The sequence below is a fragment of the Streptomyces sp. NPDC107581 genome, assembly GCF_055657175.1.
Map to the genome: position 1 here is coordinate 189,789 of NZ_JBVKBH010000018.1, position 19,503 is coordinate 209,291.

The 19,503-nt window shown below is 72.5% G+C and carries 18 protein-coding genes and 1 pseudogene; 7 read left to right on the plus strand and 12 right to left on the minus strand.

Annotated features, from left to right (window positions below; all coding sequences use genetic code 11):
- The first annotated feature begins 1 nt into the window (after position 1).
- The 3 genes from ACZ7P3_RS35745 (at position 2) to ACZ7P3_RS35755 (ending at position 1,180) form a co-directional block, all read left to right on the plus strand.
- A complete protein-coding gene (locus tag ACZ7P3_RS35745; RefSeq protein ID WP_472088118.1) occupies positions 2-163 on the plus strand; it encodes a putative leader peptide in 162 nt (53 codons plus the stop codon).
- Positions 164-230: 67 nt separating this feature from the next.
- Positions 231-770: a cupin domain-containing protein gene (locus ACZ7P3_RS35750; RefSeq protein ID WP_472088120.1), complete on the plus strand. Its 540-nt coding sequence runs from the start codon at positions 231-233 to the stop codon at positions 768-770.
- Complete coding sequence (locus tag ACZ7P3_RS35755; protein ID WP_472088160.1) at positions 761-1,180, plus strand: rhodanese-like domain-containing protein; 420 nt, start codon at positions 761-763, stop codon at positions 1,178-1,180. Before ACZ7P3_RS35750 ends, ACZ7P3_RS35755 begins: the two co-directional genes overlap by 10 nt.
- Positions 1,181-1,391: 211 nt before the next feature.
- Here the strand turns inward: ACZ7P3_RS35755 and recX are convergent, their stop codons facing one another.
- The 4 genes from recX to ACZ7P3_RS35775 form a co-directional block, all read right to left on the minus strand.
- The gene (recX, locus tag ACZ7P3_RS35760; protein ID WP_472088122.1) at positions 1,392-2,285 is read right to left on the minus strand and encodes a recombination regulator RecX; all 894 of its coding nucleotides are present in this window, start codon (positions 2,283-2,285) and stop codon (positions 1,392-1,394) included.
- A 3-nt stretch (positions 2,286-2,288) separates the two neighbouring features.
- Positions 2,289-3,419 carry a recombinase RecA gene (gene recA, locus ACZ7P3_RS35765; RefSeq protein WP_472088123.1) on the minus strand — a complete coding sequence of 377 codons (1,131 nt, stop codon included), beginning with the start codon at positions 3,417-3,419 and terminating at the stop codon, positions 2,289-2,291.
- 357 nt (positions 3,420-3,776) lie between these two features.
- Positions 3,777-5,033 (minus strand): AI-2E family transporter, encoded by a 1,257-nt coding sequence (locus ACZ7P3_RS35770; protein ID WP_472088125.1) that lies wholly within the window; start codon positions 5,031-5,033, stop codon positions 3,777-3,779.
- A gap of 49 nt (positions 5,034-5,082) precedes the next feature.
- Entirely contained in the window at positions 5,083-5,277 is a 195-nt protein-coding gene (locus ACZ7P3_RS35775) for a DUF3046 domain-containing protein (protein WP_472088127.1), read from the minus strand.
- An 80-nt stretch (positions 5,278-5,357) separates the two neighbouring features.
- Between ACZ7P3_RS35775 and ACZ7P3_RS35780 the strand changes: the two genes are divergently transcribed.
- On the plus strand, positions 5,358-6,302 hold the full coding sequence (locus tag ACZ7P3_RS35780; RefSeq protein ID WP_472088128.1) for a prenyltransferase/squalene oxidase repeat-containing protein: 945 nt from the start codon (positions 5,358-5,360) through the stop codon (positions 6,300-6,302).
- Positions 6,303-6,314: 12 nt separating this feature from the next.
- Here the strand turns inward: ACZ7P3_RS35780 and ACZ7P3_RS35785 are convergent, their stop codons facing one another.
- From ACZ7P3_RS35785 to ACZ7P3_RS35795, 3 genes and pseudogenes are all read right to left on the minus strand, one after another.
- Positions 6,315-6,623: an AzlD domain-containing protein gene (locus ACZ7P3_RS35785; protein WP_472088130.1), complete on the minus strand. Its 309-nt coding sequence runs from the start codon at positions 6,621-6,623 to the stop codon at positions 6,315-6,317.
- Positions 6,620-7,375: an AzlC family ABC transporter permease gene (locus ACZ7P3_RS35790; RefSeq protein ID WP_472088132.1), complete on the minus strand. Its 756-nt coding sequence runs from the start codon at positions 7,373-7,375 to the stop codon at positions 6,620-6,622. Before ACZ7P3_RS35790 ends, ACZ7P3_RS35785 begins: the two co-directional genes overlap by 4 nt.
- Positions 7,376-7,406: 31 nt before the next feature.
- Positions 7,407-8,237, minus strand: a pseudogene (locus ACZ7P3_RS35795) (AraC family transcriptional regulator); the annotation flags it as partial.
- 103 nt (positions 8,238-8,340) lie between these two features.
- On the opposite strand from ACZ7P3_RS35795, the gene ACZ7P3_RS35800 reads away from it, so the two are divergent.
- The 3 genes from ACZ7P3_RS35800 to ACZ7P3_RS35810 are packed head-to-tail and all read left to right on the plus strand — an operon-like array spanning position 8,341 to position 15,029.
- Positions 8,341-13,341 (plus strand): ATP-dependent helicase, encoded by a 5,001-nt coding sequence (locus tag ACZ7P3_RS35800; protein ID WP_472088134.1) that lies wholly within the window; start codon positions 8,341-8,343, stop codon positions 13,339-13,341.
- 45 nt (positions 13,342-13,386) lie between these two features.
- Positions 13,387-14,232, plus strand: coding sequence for a DNA-formamidopyrimidine glycosylase family protein (locus ACZ7P3_RS35805; protein ID WP_472088136.1), 846 nt, complete (start codon positions 13,387-13,389; stop codon positions 14,230-14,232).
- 32 nt (positions 14,233-14,264) lie between these two features.
- Positions 14,265-15,029: an SDR family NAD(P)-dependent oxidoreductase gene (locus ACZ7P3_RS35810; RefSeq protein ID WP_472088138.1), complete on the plus strand. Its 765-nt coding sequence runs from the start codon at positions 14,265-14,267 to the stop codon at positions 15,027-15,029.
- Between the two features lie 442 nt (positions 15,030-15,471).
- On the opposite strand, the gene ACZ7P3_RS35815 is transcribed toward ACZ7P3_RS35810, so the two are convergent.
- The 5 genes from ACZ7P3_RS35815 to rimO all read right to left on the minus strand — a co-directional run bounded on the left by ACZ7P3_RS35815 (position 15,472) and on the right by rimO (position 19,430).
- On the minus strand, positions 15,472-15,942 hold the full coding sequence (locus ACZ7P3_RS35815; protein WP_472088140.1) for a Dps family protein: 471 nt from the start codon (positions 15,940-15,942) through the stop codon (positions 15,472-15,474).
- 198 nt (positions 15,943-16,140) lie between these two features.
- The gene (locus tag ACZ7P3_RS35820) at positions 16,141-16,515 is read right to left on the minus strand and encodes a helix-turn-helix domain-containing protein (RefSeq protein ID WP_189983870.1); all 375 of its coding nucleotides are present in this window, start codon (positions 16,513-16,515) and stop codon (positions 16,141-16,143) included.
- Positions 16,516-16,624: 109 nt separating this feature from the next.
- Entirely contained in the window at positions 16,625-17,170 is a 546-nt protein-coding gene (locus ACZ7P3_RS35825) for a CinA family protein (protein WP_472088142.1), read from the minus strand.
- Positions 17,167-17,961 carry a CDP-diacylglycerol--glycerol-3-phosphate 3-phosphatidyltransferase gene (pgsA, locus tag ACZ7P3_RS35830; RefSeq protein ID WP_472088143.1) on the minus strand — a complete coding sequence of 265 codons (795 nt, stop codon included), beginning with the start codon at positions 17,959-17,961 and terminating at the stop codon, positions 17,167-17,169. The genes ACZ7P3_RS35825 and pgsA overlap by 4 nt, the downstream gene beginning before the upstream one ends.
- Positions 17,958-19,430 carry a 30S ribosomal protein S12 methylthiotransferase RimO gene (rimO, locus tag ACZ7P3_RS35835; RefSeq protein ID WP_472088145.1) on the minus strand — a complete coding sequence of 491 codons (1,473 nt, stop codon included), beginning with the start codon at positions 19,428-19,430 and terminating at the stop codon, positions 17,958-17,960. Before rimO ends, pgsA begins: the two co-directional genes overlap by 4 nt.
- Between the last annotated feature and the right edge of the window lie 73 nt (positions 19,431-19,503).

Consider the following 19,503-nt stretch of genomic DNA (forward strand, 5'->3'; position numbering starts at 1 on the left):
CATGAGCCCGGTCACCCTCTGTCCATATGGTGACGGTGAGTTGACCGGAGTGCAGCAGCGTGCTGTACTCCGGATCGTGACCGACACCTGTGTGCGCCTGTGGCGGAGGGTCCATATGGACCTCGTCCGCTATGCGGGCTGCGTGTGTCGCCCGTCCTGCTGAATTCGCTCCCTTTTTTCTCCGGACGCCTCGTGCGTCCGTTCGGCGAACCTTCTTCAGGACGGTGTACGTGTCTGTCTCCCCTCCCGCATCCGCCGCCGCCCGTGCGGCCTGCTCGGTGCCGACCCAGGCCGACCTCCTCGACTTCGTGCGGCGCACGGCCGCCGACACCGGGCTGATCGCCTCGCTCCCGCTCGACCCGGAGGGCCGCACCTGGGTGCGGCTGGAGGGTCCCGGCGGCAGCGAGGCCTGGCTGATCGGCTGGCCGCCCGGCAGCGGCACCGGCTGGCACGACCACGCCGACTCGGTCGGCGCCTTCCTCACCGCGTCCGGCGAACTCAAGGAGTCCTCGCTGGCCGCCCGGCTGCCGACCGACGGCTGGAAGACCCTCGAACTCACCGAGGGGGTGGACCGTGAGCGCCGGCTGCCCGCCGGGCAGGGCCGCGCCTTCGGCCACCACCATGTGCACGAGGTGCTCAACGAGTCGCCCGACCGGCACGCGATCTCGGTCCACGCCTACTACCCGCCGCTGCCACGCATCCGTCGTTACACCCGTACGGGCCAGACGCTGCGTCTGGAGCAGGTCGAGCGTCCGGAGGACTGGCAGTGAGCGACGGTACGAACATACGGCCGGTCGGCATCGACGACCTGCTGGAGCGGGTCCGCGCGGGCTACCGGCGCATCGAGGCACGAGAGGCGCATGAGGCGGCGCGGACCGGCGAGGCCCTGCTGGTCGACATCCGGTACGCCGCCCTGCGCGAGCGGGACGGGCTGATCCCCGGTGCCCTCGTCATCGAGCGCAATGAGCTGGAATGGCGCCTCGACCCCCGGGGCAGCCATCGCGTCCCCGAGGCCACCGGCCACGATCTGCGCGTCGTCGTCATCTGCAACGAGGGTTACGCATCCAGCCTTGCGGCCGCCTCCCTCCACCAACTGGGCCTGCACCGCGCGACGGACCTGGTGGGCGGTTTCCAGGCCTGGCGCGGGGAGGGCCTGCCGGTGCAGCGGACCCAGGGCTGAGAACCGGGCACGGGCCTGGGGACTCGACGGCGGTACTGACCACCTGAGGACCGGTCACGGGGCTGAGGAGCCACCGGCGGCACAGGGCCGAGCAGCGGACACCGCGCTGAGGCCCGGTCACGAGGCTGAGGAGCCACCGGCGGCACAGGGCCGAGGGCGGATACGAGACTGAGGAGTTGACGGCGGCGCGGAGCTGAGCACCGGGCTGCTGTCAGAGCCCCTCGCCCTCCAGGAACTCCGTGTCCTCGCCCTCGTCCGCCAAGGCCTGGCGGACGACGCGCAGGGCCATGGACTCGGGGTAACCCTTGCGGGCGAGCATGCCGGCGAGGCGCCGGAGCCGCTTGTCGCGGTCGAGCCCACGCGTGGCCCGCAGCTTACGGGCGACCAGGTCGCGGGCGGTCGCCTCCTCCTGCTCGGAGTCGAGCTGTCCGACGGCCTCGTCGATCAGCGCCGAGTCGACGCCCTTGGTGCGCAGCTCCCGGGCGAGCGCGCGCCGGGCGAGCCCCCGGCCGTGGTGCCGGGACTCCACCCAGGCGTCCGCGAACGCGCTGTCGTCGATCAGCCCGGCCTCTTCGAAGCGGGACAGCACCTCCTCGGCCACGTCCTCGGGGATCTCCCGCTTGCGCAGGGCGTCCGCGAGCTGCTTGCGGGTGCGCGGGGTCCCGGTGAGCAGGCGCAGACAGATCGCCCGTGCCTGCTCAGCCGGGTCCCCCGAAGACTCCCCCCGCTCGGCCCTCGACGAGGAGGGGGCGCCTTCGTCCTCACCGGACGGCTCCCCGAAGCCGCCCCGCCGACGGCCACGGCCACGGCCGCGCCCGTCTCGCGGGCCCGCCGTGCTCCGGGCACCACGGCCGGACGAGCCGCCCCCGTAGGGCTCGTCGGCCGGGTGCCTGGCGCCGTCCTCGTACCCGCGGTCCTGGTATCCGCGCCCCTCGTCCCCGCCGTATCCGTCGTTTCCGACGCACCCGCCGTTTCCGGCGTAGCCGTCGCTCCCGTACCCGTCGTCACCGGCCATGACGGAGCTCGTGTCGCCTCCGGTGCCCCTCCCCCGCGGGGTGCCGGGGGCGGCGTACTCGTACTCGGCCCAGTCGGTTCGTCGTGTCACGGGTCAGCTCTTGGCTGCGGCGGCCTTGGGCTTGGTGGCCTTGGCGGCCGCCGGGGTGGCGGGCCCCGTCTTGGCGTCGTCGGCGGCCGTGGCGGTGACCGCCGCGTCCGCGCCCGGCTCGGCGGTGGGCTCCTCCGGCCGGACACCCACGCCCAGCTTCTCCTTGATCTTCTTCTCGATCTCGTTGGCCAGGTCGGGGTTGTCCTTGAGGAAGTTGCGCGCGTTCTCCTTGCCCTGGCCGAGCTGGTCGCCCTCGTACGTGTACCAGGCGCCGGCCTTGCGGACGAAGCCGTGCTCCACGCCCATGTCGATCAGACCGCCCTCGCGGCTGATGCCCTGGCCGTAGAGGATGTCGAACTCGGCCTGCTTGAAGGGCGGGGCGACCTTGTTCTTGACGACCTTGCAGCGGGTGCGGTTGCCGACCGCCTCCGTGCCGTCCTTCAGGGTCTCGATGCGGCGGATGTCGATACGCACCGAGGCGTAGAACTTCAGCGCCCGGCCACCGGTCGTGGTCTCCGGGGAGCCGAACATCACGCCGATCTTCTCGCGGAGCTGGTTGATGAAGATCGCGGTGGTCTTGGACTGGTTGAGCGCGCTGGTGATCTTCCGCAGTGCCTGGCTCATCAGCCGGGCCTGCAGACCCACGTGGCTGTCACCCATCTCGCCCTCGATCTCCGCGCGCGGGACGAGGGCCGCGACGGAGTCGATGACGATGAGGTCGAGGGCACCGGAGCGGACCAGCATGTCCACGATCTCCAGTGCCTGCTCGCCGTTGTCCGGCTGGGAGAGGATCAGGTTGTCGATGTCGACGCCGAGCTTGCGCGCGTACTCGGGGTCGAGGGCGTGCTCCGCGTCCACGAAGGCGACCTGGCCGCCGGCCTTCTGCGCGTTCGCCACCGCGTGCAGGGTCAGGGTCGTCTTACCGGACGATTCCGGGCCGTAGATCTCCACGACGCGGCCGCGCGGCAGGCCACCGACGCCGAGGGCGACGTCGAGCGCGGTCGACCCGGTCGGGATGACCTCGATGGGCTCCCTCGACCGCTCGCCCATGCGCATGACCGCGCCCTTGCCGAACTGCCGTTCAATCTGTGCGAGCGCGGCGTCGAGCGCCTTCTCGCGGTCGGTTCCTGCCATGGGTTCCACCCGGTTTGCTTGAGTCGATCGCTTCACGTCAAAGACGCTAACGCCTGCCACTGACAATGCGCCCCGACGTCGGCCCGGCCTGTGGATAACGGGGGGACATCACCACCCAAACCGTGTCGAAATCCCCGCCGTGAGCCTCGCCCGAGATTCCATAAGAATGGATGTTCGATTTTCGTGTCAAGCGCACCGCGCGGTGTCCGGACCCCTTCATTCCAGAGTCGTCGCCCCTTCTCGCCCCCTGACCGCGCAGCCGACTCCAAGGGCCTCAGGGCTCGGGCCCCCTGACCTCTCAGCCGACGCCGAGTGCCCTGGGCTCGGGCCCCGGACCTCTCGTCGGCTCCGGGTGCCCTAGGGCGAGGACTCCTCCGTACCCGTACCGGGCCGCCGTTCCGCCAGCCGCCGCATGCGGGTGAGCATCCCGGGGGAGCCCGGCCCCCGCGTGCGGTGTCCGTGCACCCGGGGATCGTCCGTGACGGCGTACCGCTTCACGTACGCCCCCAGGAAGGCCTGCAGCGTGGCGACCGCCGGGATGGCGATCAGCGCGCCGACCGCGCCCAGCAGCGCGGTGCCCGCGATCACCGAGCCGAAGGCGACCGCCGGGTGGATGTCCACGGACTTGGCGGTCAGCTTGGGCTGCAGCATGTAGTTCTCGAACTGCTGGTAGACCACGACGAAGACCAGCACCCACACCGCGTACCAGGGGTTCACGGTGAACGCGATCAGCATCGGCAGCGCGCCCGCCAGATAGGTGCCGATGGTCGGGATGAACTGCGAGACGAAGCCCACCCAGACACCGAGCACGGGCGCGTACGGCACGCCCAGGGCCTGGAGCAGGATGTAGTGCGCCATCCCGGAGATGAGCGCCATGAGGCCGCGTGAGTAGAGGTAGCCGCCCGTCTTGTCGACGGCGATCTCCCAGGCGCGCAGTACCTCGGCCTGACGCGCGGGCGGCAGCACGGAGCACAGGGCGCGGCGCAGCCGGGGGCCGTCGGCGGCGAAGTAGAACGAGAACAGCGAGACCGTCAGCAGCTGGAAGAGGCCGCCGAGCACCTGGGCGGACACGTCGAGCACTCCGGCGGCGCTGTTCTGCGCGTACTTGCGCAGCCAGTCGGAGTGCAGCAGGCCCTCCTGGACGTCCACGCGTCTGAGGTCGGTGCGGAACGTCTGGTTGACCCAGTGGATGACCGAGTCCAGGTAGGCCGGGAAGCCCTCGACCATCTTGATGATCTGGCCGGCCAGCATCGAGCCGAGCAGCGTGATGAAGCCCGCGACGGCGACCGTCAGACCGAGGAAGACCAGGAAGGTGGCCAGTCCCCTGCGCATACCGCGGGCCGCCATCCAGCTCACGGCGGGCTCGATGGCCAGAGCCAGGAAGAACGCGATCAATATGTTGATCAGCAGTCCGGTCAGCTGGTGGAAGGCCCAGCTGCCCAGCTGGAACGCGGCTACGAGCGCGAGTGCGAGCACCATGGCGCGCGGCAGCCAGCGTGGCATGCGCGCGCCCGGCGCGGCGGCGCCGTCGGCCGAGGGCCGGGCGGGCGGCGTCGTAGCGGTCGGGGTTGCTGCGTGCCGGAGTGCCGGCTCGATGTCGTCAGTGGATGCCACGGGCCAAGTCTCGCCCACGCCACCGACAGCCCGGAACCTTCGCGGCCGCTCAGTGCCTCTCCCCGGGCACGTGCATGACCGAGCAGACCACGCGCCACACGTCCTTGGCCGCCCAGCCGGCGTCCAGTGCCTCGTTCACCGTGTGTCCGCCGAGCTCCGTCATCACATGATCGCGCGCGAAGGTGTCGGCGTACCCCGGACCGAAGTGTTCCGCCATCCGCTGCCAGAAGACCGTCAACCGCATGACTCCAGTATCCCGCGCCCGGGGGTGGGGCCCGCCCGGGGCCGCTTGCCGAGACCGCTTTCCGTCCTACGGTCTGTCGCATGTCCGAAACAGGAGCTTCCCCACTCCCCTCCACACCCCCGGCGCGCTCCCCGCTCTTCCGCGCCGAACAGTTCGTCTGGCTCACCGCGCGCGTACTGGAGCAGCGGCTCTTCGCGTACCACTTCCTGAACGGCGCCGCGGATCCGGTGGACGCGGCGCTGGACGCCTACCGCAACGAGGACGGCGGGTACGGCCACGCGCTGGAGCCCGATGTCCGCGGTCCCGTGAGCCAGCCCCTGCCCACCGGACACGCGCTGCGCGTGCTGGACGCCGTCGGACGCTGCGGCGGTCAGCGCGTGGAGCGCGTGTGCCGCTATCTGACCTCCGTCTCCACCGCGGACGGGGCCCTGCCGGTGCTCCATCCCGGCCAGCGCGGGTATCCGGTGGCACCGTTCGTCCCGCTCGTGGACGACCCTCCCAGCGCACTGCTGGCCACGGGTCCGGTGGTGGGCCTGCTGCACCGCAACGAGGTGTGGCACGCCTGGCTGTTCCGGGCCACCGACTTCTGCTGGCAGGCGGTGGAGTCCCTGGAGAAGCCGCACCCCTACGAAGTGGCGGCCGCCGTGGCCTTCCTGGACTCCGCACCCGACCGCACGCGCGCGGAGGCCGCCGCCGGCCGCCTGGGCCGCCTGGTGCGCGAGCAGCGGCTCGCCGCGCTGGAGCAGGACCGCCTCGACGCGCACCCGCTCGCGCCGGGCTGCGCCCCGGGCGAGCACCACTTCCCGCACGACTTCGCGAAGGGCCCGCAGTCACTCGCGCGCGCGTGGTTCACGGACGAGGAGATGGCGCGTTCCCTGGACTTCCTCGCCGCCGAGCAGCAGGACGACGGCGGCTGGCCCGTCCGCCGGCGTCCGTGGGCGCCGGCGCCCGTGCTGGAGGCGCGCCCCATCGTGACGATCGAGGCGCTGTGCACCCTCAGGGCGTACGGCCGCTTCGTGGGCTGATCCGGCCCCGCCTCACCCGGCGATCGCCCGTACCCCTGCCGTCACCACCACGGCCGCGGCGACGACCAGCAGGAAGGGGGCTCGCAGCACCAGTGCCACGGCGGCCGCTCCGAGCCCCGCGGCCCGGGCGTCCAGCACGAGCGCGTGCCCGTCGGCAAACGTCTGCTGGGCCGTGAGCGCGGCCAGGAGGGCGACGGGCAGCAGGGCGGCGAGCCGCCGGACGAGCGGGCGCTCCCCGGCGCTCGCGGGCACGAGCAGTCCGGCGAGCTTGACGGCGTAGCAGCCCAGGGCGGTCACGCCGATCGCGATCCAGGTGTTCATCGCTCCTCCTCCGGCCGGTCCGGTGCGTTCTGCCGGGTGCGGCCGCTGCGCCGGCCCTCGGCGAACAGGACGGCCGGTGCCGCCAGCGCCGCCACCAGGACCGGGGCGCCGGCCGGCAGGACGGGCAGCAGGCCGAGGCCCAGCAGGACCGCGAGGCCGGCCACCGCGCGCTCGGTGGGCGTCTTCAGCATCGGGGCGAGCAGGGCCAGGAAGACGGCGGGCCCTGCCGCGTCCAGGCCCCAGGCCGCGGTGTCTCCGACGGCCTTCGCGCCCAGCGCGCCGAGCAGCGTGGTGAGGTTCCACAGCAGGTACAGGCTGAGGCCGGTGACGGTGAAGCCGATCCGCGCGGCACGCCGGGTCGGCTGGGCCAGCGTGACCGCCGTGGTCTCGTCGATGACCCACTGGGCGGCGAACGGCCGCACCGCGCGCGGGAGGGCCAGCAGCTGTGACAGGCGCAGCCCGTAGAACGCGTTGCGTACGCCCAGGAAGAAGGCGCCGGCGGCGGCCGTGAACGGGTTGCCCCCGGCGGCGAGCGCGCCGACGAGGGCGAACTGGGAGGCGCCGGTGAACACCAGGAGGCTGAGTGTGCAGGTCTGGAGGAGTCCGAGTCCGCTGCCGGCCGAGGTCACCCCGAAGGCGAACCCGGACAGCCCTACGGCGACGCCGACTCCCAGGGCGTCCCGTACGACGGCCGCGTCGGGCTTCGGCCTGCCCCCGCCGGTCCTGTCCGCCATTGCTGTCTGCTCTGTCACACCCGGACGGTACGGGCGGGCATCAGTCCCGGTCTTGTACGTTCTTGCGCTCGCGCCGGTAGGCGCCCGGGGGGACACCGACGATGCGGGTGAAGTGCCGGTTGAGGTGGGGCTGGTCGGTGAAGCCGACGGCGACGGCCGCCTCGGCGGGTGCCGTCCCCGCATCCAGCAGCAGCCGCGCACGGCGCACCCGGGCATCGGTCAGCCAGGTGTGCGGCGGCATGCCATAGGCGTCGCGGAACGCCCGCAGCAGGGCGAACGGGCTGGTCCCGAGGTCGGTCGCCAGACGCTCCAGGGTCGGTGGCGCGGTCATCCGCTCTTCCAGCACGGCACGCGCGCGTGCGGCGATCCGGGCCCCGGCCGCCGGTGTCCGCCGCTGGGGCAGCGGGCCGCCGTTCAGCCGCAGCAGCCTGGTCACGGCCACGCGCAGCAGGGTGTCGGCGGCCAGTGCATTGCCCTCGTCGGCGGCGCGCAGGACCTGGTGGACCAGGCGGACGGTGTACGGGTCGTCGAGGACGGGGCTGACGAAGCCGGGAGTGCCGCGGATCGTGCTGGTCTCGGCCGCGATCTCCGCCACCACCTGGGGCGACGGATAGACGGCGCCGTACTGCCAGCCCTCGGGGACACCGGCCCGGCCGGTGTGCGGGGTGTCCGGGTTGACCAGCGCGAGGGCTCCCGCGCCGGCGGACACGTCGGAGCCGCGGTGGTGGAAGACCTCGACGCCGTCGGCGATGGCCGCGATCACGAAGTTCTCGTGGGTGTGCCGGACGAAGGTCTTGCGGATGTAACGGGCGCGCAGCAGATCGACGCCGGGCAGCTCCTCGTACCGCCAGTGCCGCGCCCGCTCCGCCGAACCCGCCATACGCCCATTGTCCGTCCCGCCGACGGGCCGGCCCCGTCGGCCTGTCTCTCGCTGAATTCCCAGGTCAGCACGATTGTCAGTGGCCGGGTGCAGGATGGGAGGCATGGTCAGCTCCGCACACCGAGCCCTCGACGGCTTCTCGCCCGCGACCCGCGGCTGGTTCACGGGGGCGTTCTCCGCGCCCACCGCGGCCCAGGCCGGGGCGTGGCAGGCCATCCGGGAGGGCTCGGACGTGCTGGTGGTCGCCCCCACCGGCTCGGGAAAGACGCTGGCCGCGTTCCTCGCCGCCCTGGACCAGCTGGCCTCCTCCCCTCACCCGGCCGACCCGAAGAAGCGCTGCCGGGTGCTGTACGTGTCTCCGCTGAAGGCCCTGGCCGTCGACGTCGAGCGGAACCTGCGCAGCCCGCTGACCGGCATCCGCCAGGAGTCCGTGCGCCTGGGCCTGCCCGAGCCCGAGGTCAGGGTGGGCATCCGCTCGGGTGACACCCCGGCCGCGGAGCGGCGTGCCCTGTCCACGCGACCGCCCGACATCCTGATCACCACCCCCGAGTCGCTGTTCCTGATGCTGACCTCGGCCACGCGCGATGCGCTGACCGGGGTGGAGACGGTGATCCTGGACGAGGTGCACGCGGTCGCGGGCACCAAGCGCGGTGCGCATCTCGCGCTGTCCCTGGAGCGGCTGGACGAGCTGCTGCCGAGGCCGGCCCGCCGCATCGGCCTGTCGGCGACCGTGCGCCCGGTGGACGAGGTGGCCCGCTATCTCTCGCCGCGGCGCAAGGTGGAGATCGTCCAGCCGGAGTCGGGCAAGGAGTTCGACCTCTCCGTCGTCGTACCGGTGGAGGACATGGGGGTGCTGGGCGGCTCCCCGGCCGGCGACGGCAACGAGGGAGCGGAGCGGCCCTCGATCTGGCCGCACGTGGAGGAGCGGATCGCCGACCTGGTCCAGGCCCACCGTTCCACGATCGTGTTCGCCAACTCGCGGCGGCTCGCGGAGCGGCTGTGCAACCGGCTCAACGAGATCGCCTACGAGCGGGTGACCGGCGAGCCCCTGGAGGAGCATCACGCACCGGCCGAGCTGATGGGCGGTTCGGGTGCGGCCCAGGGAGCGCCCCCGGTGATCGCCCGCGCGCACCACGGCTCGGTCTCCAAGGAGCAGCGCGCCCTCGTGGAGGAGGACCTGAAGGCGGGACGGCTGCCCGCCGTGGTCGCCACGTCCAGCCTGGAGCTGGGCATCGACATGGGCGCCGTCGACCTCGTCGTCCAGGTCGAGTCCCCGCCCTCGGTGGCCTCCGGGCTCCAGCGTGTGGGCCGCGCGGGTCACCAGGTGGGTGCCGTCTCCACCGGCGTGGTCTTCCCCAAGTACCGGGGCGACCTGGTCCAGGCGGCCGTGGTCACCGAGCGGATGCGTTCCGGTGCCATCGAGTCCCTGAGGGTGCCCGCGAACCCGCTGGACGTGCTCGCCCAGCAGCTCGTGGCCATGACCGCGCTGGACACCTGGCAGTTCGACGACCTGCTCGCCGCGGTCCGCCGCGCGGCGCCCTTCGCGTCGCTGCCCGAGTCGGCGTTCACGGCGACCTTGGACATGCTCGCGGGCCGCTACCCGTCCGACGCGTTCGCGGAGTTGCGCCCGCGCGTGGTGTGGGATCGCGTGGCCGGCACGGTCACCGGCCGCCCGGGAGCCCAGCGCCTCGCCGTCACCTCCGGCGGCACGATCCCCGACCGGGGTCTCTTCGGGGTCTTCCTCGCCGGTTCCGACCCCAAGAAGGGCGGCGGCCGGGTCGGTGAGCTGGACGAGGAGATGGTGTACGAGTCCCGGGTGGGGGACGTCTTCACGCTGGGCACGAGTTCCTGGCGCATCGAGGACATCACCCGCGACCGTGTCCTGGTCTCCCCCGCGCCGGGCGTGCCGGGCCGGCTGCCCTTCTGGAAGGGCGACCAGCTGGGCCGCCCGCTGGAACTGGGCCGCGCGGTGGGCGCGTTCCTGCGCGAGGTCGGCTCGCTGTCCAAGGACGAGGCCCGGCTGCGCCTGCTCGCCGCGGGCCTGGACGCCTGGGCGGCGGACAACGTGCTGTCCTACCTGGACGAGCAGCGCGAGGCCTGCGGCCATGTCCCGGACGACCGCACGATCGTGGTCGAGCGTTTCCGTGACGAGCTCGGCGACTGGCGGGTGGTCGTGCACTCCCCGTTCGGCGCCCAGGTCCACGCCCCCTGGGCCCTCGCCCTGGGTGCCCGCCTCTCCGAGCGGTACGGCATGGACGCGCAGGTGATGCACGCCGACGACGGCATCGTGCTGCGCCTGCCCGACGCCGACCTGATGGGCCTGGACCTGCTCGACCAGGAGCCCGTCAAAGCGGGCACCGAGTGGGACAGCGAACAGGCACCGGTGGGTGCGGCGGACGTCGCCTTCGACAAGGGAGAGGTCGACCAGGTCGTCACCGAACAGGTCGGCAGCTCCGCCCTGTTCGCCTCCCGGTTCCGTGAATGCGCCGCCCGCGCACTGCTGCTGCCACGCCGCAACCCCGGCAAGCGCACCCCCTTGTGGCAGCAGCGCCAGCGGGCGGCGCAACTGCTCCAGGTGGCGAGCGAGTTCGGTTCGTTCCCGATCGTCCTGGAGGCGGTCCGCGAGTGCCTCCAGGACGTCTTCGACGTCCCCGGCCTCGTCGAGCTGATGGGCGACATCGAGTCCCGCAAGGTCCGTCTGGTCGAGGTCACCACCCCGGAGCCGTCCCCCTTCGCCCGCTCCCTCCTGTTCGGGTACGTCGCCCAGTTCCTGTACGAGGGCGACTCCCCGCTCGCCGAGCGCCGCGCCGCCGCGCTGTCCCTGGACTCCCGGCTGCTGGCCGAGCTGCTGGGCCAGGCGGAGCTGCGCGAGCTGCTCGACGCGGAGGTGCTCGCCGAGCTGGAGCGCGAACTGCAATGGCTGACGGAGGACCGAAGGGTCAAGGACGTGGAGGCGGTGGCCGACGTCCTGCGCCTGCTCGGCCCGCTGACGGACGCCGACCTTGCCGAGCGGGGCGCCGATCCGCAGTGGGCCCGGGAGCTGGCCGCCGCCCGCCGGGCCATCCGGGTCCGCATCGCAGGCGCCGACCACTGGGCGGCGGTCGAGGACGCGGGCCGATTGCGCGACGCGCTCGGCACGGCGCTGCCGGTCGGTGTCCCCGAGGCCTTCACCGAACCGGTCAAGGACCCGCTCGGCGACCTCCTCGCGCGCTACGCGCGCACCCACGGCCCCTTCACGTCGACCACCGCCGCGGCACGCTTCGGTCTGGGTGTGGCGGTCACCGACGGCGCCCTGCACCGGCTCGCCGCGGGCGGCCGGGTCGTCCAGGGCGAGTTCCATCCGGCGGGCATCGGCCAGGAGTGGTGCGACGCCACCGTGCTGCGCCGGCTGCGCCGCCGCTCGCTGGCGGCCCTGCGGCACGAACTGGAGCCCGTGCCGCCGGCCGCTCTCGCCCAGTTCCTGCCGCAGTGGCAGCACATCGGCAAGGGCCATGGACTGCGCGGCATCGACGGACTGGTGCGCGCCGTAGAGCAGTTGCAGGGCGCCTCCGTGCCGGCCTCCGCACTGGAGAAGCTGGTCCTGCCCTCCCGCGTGGCGGGCTACACGCCGGCCATGCTCGACGAACTGACCGCGGCGGGCGAGGTGGTGTGGGCCGGAGCCGGTGCCCTGCCCGGCAAGGACGGCTGGATCTCCCTCTATCTGGCGGATGCGGCCCCACTGCTCCTGCCACCGCCGCATCCCTTGGAACCGACCGCGCTTCACCAGTCGGTCCTGGACGCCCTCCTGGGCGGGTACGGCCTGTTCTTCCGGCAGATCGCCGACCAGGTCCGCGCCACCACCCATCCCGACGCCACCGATCCCCAGCTGGCCGACGTCCTGTGGGACCTGGCCTGGTCGGGCCGGCTCACCAATGACACGCTCACCCCGATGCGCTCCCTGCTGGGCTCGGGCCGCACAGCGGGCTCCACGGCCCACCGCGCCAAGCGTGCCGTCCCGCGCGGGCGTTACGGATCCCTGACCGCAGCCGCCCGCACCGCCTCCCGCTCCGGTCCGCCGACGGTGGCCGGCCGCTGGTCCCTGCTCCCCGCGGCCGAGCCGGACGCGACCGTGCGCGCCCACGCGCTGGCCCGCACCCTCCTCGACCGGCACGGCGTGGTCACCCGGGGAGCCGTCGCCGCGGAGGGCGTGGAGGGCGGCTTCTCGGCGGTGTACCGCGTCCTGTCCGCCTTCGAGGACAGCGGCCAGGCCAGGCGCGGTTACGTGGTCGAGGGCCTGGGCGCCGCCCAGTTCGCGATGGACGGAGCGGTCGACCGTCTCCGCGGGGTGTCCAACGCCCGCGAACGCGGCGAGGGCCCGCCCGCCCCGGACTTCCCGAACGGCTTCGGCAGCGGCGGCGGTACCCCGTCGCTCTTCCTCGACGGCGGCCACACCACCCCGAGCGCCTTCGACCAGGCCGAGGGCGCGTTCGCCCACCCGGGCCTCGACGGCGACTTCACCTGGCCGCCGGCGAGCGCCGGCGACTTCGGCCGGGCTTCGAAGGAGCGTCCCGCCGCACCAGGCGCATACGTCTCGCCCCGCGACCTGGCTCCGGCCGACGACCTCTTCGCCTCGCCCGGCTACGGCGGCCCCCGAGGCGGTGGCTCCGCCTCCCCCTACGGCTCGCCGGCGCACCGCGGCTTCGGCGAGCGCCGTGCGCGCCCTCCGGTCCCGGACCCCCGCGCCGTGGTCCTCGCCGCGGCCGACCCGGCCAACGCCTACGGAGCGGCCCTGCCCTGGCCCGAGCCGCCGACGGGGGCCGGACACAAGCCGGGCCGCAAGGCCGGCTCGCTCGTCGTGCTGGTGGAGGGCGAGCTGACCCTGTACATGGAGCGCGGCGGCAAGACGCTGCTGGCCTGGCCCTCCGAACCGGACACCGCCGCCACCGACGACCCGCGTCTGCGGACGGCGGCCGAGGCCCTGGCCGCGGCCGCCCGAGCGGGCTCCCTCGGCACGGTCACGGTGGAGCGGGTCAACGGCGCCCAGGCCCTGACCTCGCCCCTGGGCACCCTTCTGGAAGGAGCGGGCTTCATCGCGACCCCGCGCGGCCTGCGCCTGAGAGCCTGATCGCACGGCCCGCCGGACCTCACCCCACCGTGGCACTCTGGACGCATGCCCGAAGGTGACACGGTCTGGCAGGCCGCGAAGCGGCTGCACGAGGCCCTCGCCGGCAAGGTACTGACCCGCAGCGACTTCCGGGTGCCGAAGTATGCGACGGTCGACCTCACCGGCCGTACGGTCCTGAACACGGCCCCGCGCGGCAAACACCTGCTCACCCGCTTCGAGGGCGGCCTGACCCTCCATACGCACCTGCGCATGGAGGGGGCCTGGAAGGTGTACGGCACGCAGGAGCGCTGGCGGGGCGGACCGGCGCACCAGATCCGTGCGATCCTCGGCACCGCGGACCGCACGGCCGTCGGCTACCGCCTCCAGGTGCTGGAGTTCCTGCGCACGGGTGAGGAGGAGCGCGTCGTGGGCCACCTCGGCCCCGACCTGCTCGGACCGGACTGGAATTCCGAGCGTGCCCTGGCCAACCTCCTCGCGGACCCCGCCCGCCCGCTCGGCGAAGCCCTGCTCGACCAGCGCAATCTGGCCGGCATCGGCAACGTCTACAAGAGCGAGTTGTGCTTCCTGCTCGGCGTGACCCCCTGGCTGCCGGCCGGGGCCCTGCCCGCGGACCGCGCGGCCCAACTGCCCGCCCTCGCCCGGCAGCTGCTGGAGACGAACCGCGACCGACCGGTCCGCCGGACCACGGGCCTGCACGGGCAGGACCTCTTCGTGTACGGCCGCGCACCCCGTCCCTGCCTGCGCTGCCGCACCCCGGTCCGGGTGGCCGACCAGGGCGACGGTTCGCAGGAGCGCCCCACCTACTGGTGCCCGGCCTGCCAGAGGGGCCCGGCACCGGCGCCGGGAGCGCCGCAGCAGTGGCGCAGCCGCTATCCCCGTCCAACTAATTGACGCACCGTCAGATCCGCTCGTACCGTCCCTGTATGCCCCTCACGGCGTACGACCTCACCGGACGCACCGCATTCGTCACCGGAGCCGCCGGCGGCATCGGCCGGGCCTCGGCCGTCCTGCTGGCCGAGGCGGGCGCGACGGTGCACTGCGCCGACCGGGACGCGGACGGACTGCACGGCACCGCCAAGCTGATCGAGGACCGCGGCGGCACCGCCCGTACCCATGTCCTCGATGTCACCGACCGGACCGGACTCGGTGCGGCCGTGCGCTCCTGCGGACGTCTGGACGTGATGGCGGCGATCGCCGGGATCATGCACAGCAGCCCGGTCCTGGAGACGCGGGACGAGGATCTCGACCGAGTGCTGAACGTCAACTTCAAGGGCGTGCTGTACGCCTGCCAGGAGGCAGCCCGGCTGATGCTCGCCCACGGCACCCGGGGCAGCATCGTCACCATGGCGTCCGGCGCGGTCGACACCGGCGGCCCGGGACTGCTCTGCTACGGCGCGGCGAAGGCGGCCGTGGTCCAGTTGACGAAGACGCTGGCCTCCGAGGTCGGCCGGCACGGAATCCGGGTCAACGCGGTGGCACCGGGCTGGGTCCGCACCCCCATGACCGACCGCCACGACCGGGAGTCGCAGGCGCACACCGAGTCCCGGATGGCGCGGATGTCACCGCTGGGCCGCGTCGGCGAGCCGGACGACGTCGCGCACACGGTGCTCCACCTGGCCTCGGACGCTTCGGCGTTCACGACGGGTCAGATCCTGCGCCCGAACGGGGGCGTGGCGATGCCCTGGTAGCGTCGCCGGCCTGCCAGGCGGCCGCCCAGCGCCCCGTTTTGACGGCACCCTCCGCCCGCCCCCTGGGCACACAGTGCACCGGCAGCAGGCTCAGCCCCCACCCGCCGACCGCGACGGCCCCTTCGAGCACACCCGCGTTGTCCGTCAGCACGATCCGCAGTGCGGCCCACCACCACACCGCTCCCAGCCCGAACACAGTCCCCCAGCGCACCACGCGCCTCACCATGGCCGCCACCTCCAGCCGGACGCTAGAACGCCGCCCGCCCCACACGGGAGGCGCACGGAGGGCTCACTGATGCAACGCCGGACCGCACGACAGCCCCTCCGGCGGTCCGGGGCAGGACCGAAGGCCGGCAGCGCGGAGCCGGGCGACGGTCCCTCTGCGGCAGCCCCGGCACCGGGCAGCGGATCCGACACCGGGCACCCGTCCCCGGCCGGACCCCTACGCGTTCTCCGCCTGGAACATCCAGTGATGCTTCTCGAGGTCAGCCGAGATCCCGATGAAGATGTCCTGCGTGACGGGGTCCGCCTCCCCTGTCGCGTTCACCCGCTCCCGCATCCTGGTGATCACCGCACCGAGGGCGTCGACCATCGCCCGGACCGCGTCCGTGTCCTTGATCCAGCCCGCCGGGGTGTTCCCGATCCCGCTGCCGGAGGCCACCGTGGCCGCGCGCCCGTCGGGCGGGACGCCCAGCGCCGACGACCGCTCGGCGACCGTGTCGGAGTGGGTGCGGGCGGAGGCAACGACCTCGTCGAGCTGGAGGTGGATGGACCGGAAGCGGGGTCCGACGACGTTCCAGTGGATCTGCTTGGCGACCAGCGAGAGGTCCACCAGGTCCAGGAGGGCGCCCTGAAGCGCCTCGGACACGGTCTTCAGGTCGTCGTCGGGCAACGGGCTCTTCACGACGTACATCCGTTTCCTCCGGTGGGTCGGCGCCATCACGTCCCTCCCACCATGACCGTCCCGCCGAATACCGGCAAATGGACGCAAAGGAGACACGGATCACACGCACGGGCCATACGAAAGCCCCGGCCGGGTTCCCCAGGTCCCCCTGGAGAAACCCGGCCGGGGCTTCACACGTATCGGGCCGCTAGGCCGCGCACGCCGACGTCACGCGGCGACCACGTCCACCGCTTCGGCGGGGGCCTTGATGGTCACCCGTTCCGGTGGCACACCGGTCACCGACACAGAACCCAGCATCGGACGGACCGGCGCGGGTACGGGCTCGGTCGCCCTGGCGGACTGAGCCAGCTCGGCGAGCGCAAGCTCGTCGCTCACCTCTCGCATGAGTTCCGACATCCGTACGTCCAGCGCGTCGCAGATGGCGGCGAGCAGCTCGGAGGAAGCCTCCTTCTGCCCCCGCTCCACCTCGGAGAGATAGCCGAGTGAGACTCGGGCGGACGAGGAGACTTCGCGCAGAGTACGGCCCTGGCGCTGGCGCTGCCGACGCAGCACGTCACCCAGCAGGCGACGGAGCAGAATCATCGGTGGCTCCCTCCTCGGACCGCGTAGCCGCATCCTTCTCGCCCCACCGTACCGCCTTGCGCCGCGGCCGTGCGGGGAGCGATGTCGTGTTCACTCAGGGCTGCAAACATCAAAACCCCCCGTTCCGTTCCGTATCCTGTGCCCGCTCATTCCCAGTCTGTTCGCCCGCAAGCTCCCTCAGAAGCAGTGCGAGTACGCTCCGTACACTCTCCATACGGATTTCCGCACGGTCGCCGTTCAACCGCAGGGCCTCTACTTTTCTGCCACCGGCAGAACCGGATCCGTCCGTGAGCGGTCCGTCGACGGCGACGAAGACCGTCCCGACGGGTTGGCCGTCCTGCGGCTCGGGCCCGGCGACACCGGTCGTCGCAAGGCCCCAGTCGGCCCCCAACGCCTTGCGTACACCGCCCGCCATCTGGCCCGCGACCTGCGGATCCACGGCTCCACGCTGAGCCAGCAGGGTGGCGTCGACCCCCAGCACCTCATGCTTCAGGTCGGTGGCGTAGGCGGTGACCGAACCCCGGAAGACCTTGGACGCCCCGGGGACGGCCGTGATCTCCGCCGCGACCAGACCACCGGTGAGCGACTCCGCGACGGCGAGGCTCTCGCCCCTCACGGTCAGTAGTCGCACCAGTTCGGTGGCGGGGGAACTCACGCTTGCTTCTCCTCCAACGCTGCCTTCCGCTCGGCGATTCCCCGCCGGCGCAGCACAATGGCTTGTCTCACGTAGTCGAGGCCTGTGACGACGGTGAGGACGACCGCCGCGGCCATCACCCAGAACCTCAGGGTTGCCAGCCACCCCGTCAGCGCCAGGACGTACATCCCGACCGCCACGCCCTGGGTGAGCGTCTTGAGCTTGCCGCCCCGGCTCGCCGGGATCACGCCGTAGCGAATGACCAGAAAACGCAGCAGTGTGATGCCGAGTTCCCGGCCGAGGATCACGGCCGTCACCCACCACGGCAGATCGCCCAGGGCCGAGAGACAGATGAGCGCCGCCCCCATGATCGCCTTGTCGGCGATGGGGTCGGCGATCTTCCCGAAGTCGGTGACCAGGTTGTAGGTGCGCGCCAGATGCCCGTCGAACAGGTCGGTGATCATGGCGACGGCGAACGCCGCCCAGGCGAGCGAGCGCCAGGCCGGGTCGTAGCCGCCGTCCGCCAGCATCAGGACCACGAAGCCGGGCACGAGCAGCAGCCGGAGCATCGTCAGCAGATTGGCGACGTTCCACACGCTGGCCTGGTTGACGGCCGCGGCCGCGATCTTCGCTCCTCGCGCGGGCCTGGCGCCTTCCTGAAGGCTCTCCTGAGCGCCGGCGGAGCCGGCAGCGGCGGGACCAGATGCAGAACCGGAGACCTCGGACGCAGCGCCGTCGGCAGCGGCGGCGGAACCCCGGGCGCCCTGCGCACCGGGGGAGCCGCCCGCGGCGGATGCCGGGACTCCGGTCATCTGCCCGCCTCCTCGCTCCATGCGAACGAGCCCGTCAGCGGCTCGGCCACCAGGTCGACACCTTCCGTACCGACCACCTTCGCCTCGACCATACGTCCGACGCTCAGACCCTCGCCGCTCGTGAGCAGCACCTGGCCGTCCGTCTCCGGCGCCTGGTGCGCGGCACGGCCGTACACGCCCTCCGCCTCGTCGACGGACTCCACGAGGACGCGCACGGTCTCCCCGACGCGCTCCTCGGCGCGCTGCGAGACGAGTTCCTCGGCGATCCGGGAGATACGGGCGAGGCGCTCGGCGACGACGTCCTCGTCGAGCTTGTTGTCGTACGTGGCCGCTTCCGTGCCCTCCTCGTCGGAATAGCCGAAGACACCGATGGCGTCCAGCCGGGCGCCGTTCAGGAAGCGCTCCAGTTCGGCCAGGTCCGACTCGCTCTCGCCGGGGAAGCCGACGATGAAGTTGGAGCGCACGCCGGCCTCGGGCGCCTTGCTGCGGATGGTGTCCAGCAGCTCCAGGAAGCGGTCGGTGTCGCCGAAGCGGCGCATGGCGCGCAGCACGTCGGGCGCGGAGTGCTGGAAGGACAGGTCGAAGTACGGGGCGACCTTCGGGGTGGAGGTGAGCACGTCGATCAGGCCCGGGCGCATCTCGGCCGGCTGCAGGTAGCTCACGCGGATGCGCTCGATGCCGTCGACCTCGGCCAGCTCCGGCAGCAGGGACTCCAGCAGGCGGATGTCGCCGAGATCCTTGCCGTAGGAGGTGTTGTTCTCGGAGACCAGCATGATCTCCTGCACACCCTGCTCGGCCAGCCATCGCGTCTCGTTCAGCACGTCGCTCGGGCGGCGGGAGATGAAGGAGCCGCGGAAGGACGGGATGGCACAGAAGGAGCAGCGGCGGTCGCAGCCGGAGGCGAGCTTGACCGAGGCGACCGGGGCGCCGTCCAGACGGCGGCGCAGGGGCGCGCGCGGGCCGGAGGCGGGCGCGACTCCCTCCGGGAGGTCGGCCGGGCCGTGGCCGGGCAGCGCGACGGAGGCGGCCGATTCCTGGCGCTCGGCCGGGCTGATCGGCAGCAGTTTTCGGCGGTCGCGGGGGGTGTGGGCGGCGTGGATGCCGCCGGACAGGATGGTCTGCAGGCGGTCGGAGATGTCGGCGTAGTCGTCGAAGCCGAGCACGCCGTCGGCCTCGGGCAGCGCCTCGGCCAGCTCCTTGCCGTACCGCTCGGCCATGCAGCCCACCGCCACGACGGCCTGGGTTCTGCCATGATCCTTGAGGTCGTTGGCCTCCAGCAGGGCGTCGACGGAGTCCTTCTTGGCGGCTTCGACGAAGCCACAGGTGTTGACCACGGCGACGTCGGCGTCCGCGGCGTCCTCGACGAGCTGCCAGCCGTCCGCCTCCAAACGGCCTGCGAGCTCCTCCGAGTCCACCTCGTTACGGGCGCAGCCGAGAGTGACTAGTGCGACGGTACGGCGTTCAGGCATGGGCTCAAGACTACTTTGTCTGTCTGACACCCCATGTCGAAGGGGTTGGCCGATCTTGGCCAACCCCTTCGGA

Bases quoted from the DNA above. Each gene is read 5' to 3' on its own strand.
- ACZ7P3_RS35745 (WP_472088118.1), top strand. From the start codon at position 2: ATGAGCCCGGTCACCCTCTGTCCATATGGTGACGGTGAGTTGACCGGA.
- recA (WP_472088123.1), bottom strand. From the start codon at position 3,419: ATGGCAGGAACCGACCGCGAGAAGGCGCTCGACGCCGCGCTCGCACAG.
- ACZ7P3_RS35775 (WP_472088127.1), bottom strand. From the start codon at position 5,277: ATGCGGTTGACGGTCTTCTGGCAGCGGATGGCGGAACACTTCGGTCCG.
- ACZ7P3_RS35780 (WP_472088128.1), top strand. From the start codon at position 5,358: ATGTCCGAAACAGGAGCTTCCCCACTCCCCTCCACACCCCCGGCGCGC.
- ACZ7P3_RS35785 (WP_472088130.1), bottom strand. From the start codon at position 6,623: ATGAACACCTGGATCGCGATCGGCGTGACCGCCCTGGGCTGCTACGCC.
- ACZ7P3_RS35800 (WP_472088134.1), top strand. From the start codon at position 8,341: ATGGTCAGCTCCGCACACCGAGCCCTCGACGGCTTCTCGCCCGCGACC.
- ACZ7P3_RS35805 (WP_472088136.1), top strand. From the start codon at position 13,387: ATGCCCGAAGGTGACACGGTCTGGCAGGCCGCGAAGCGGCTGCACGAG.
- ACZ7P3_RS35810 (WP_472088138.1), top strand. From the start codon at position 14,265: ATGCCCCTCACGGCGTACGACCTCACCGGACGCACCGCATTCGTCACC.
- ACZ7P3_RS35815 (WP_472088140.1), bottom strand. From the start codon at position 15,942: ATGTACGTCGTGAAGAGCCCGTTGCCCGACGACGACCTGAAGACCGTG.
- ACZ7P3_RS35820 (WP_189983870.1), bottom strand. From the start codon at position 16,515: ATGATTCTGCTCCGTCGCCTGCTGGGTGACGTGCTGCGTCGGCAGCGC.
- pgsA (WP_472088143.1), bottom strand. From the start codon at position 17,961: ATGACCGGAGTCCCGGCATCCGCCGCGGGCGGCTCCCCCGGTGCGCAG.
- rimO (WP_472088145.1), bottom strand. From the start codon at position 19,430: ATGCCTGAACGCCGTACCGTCGCACTAGTCACTCTCGGCTGCGCCCGT.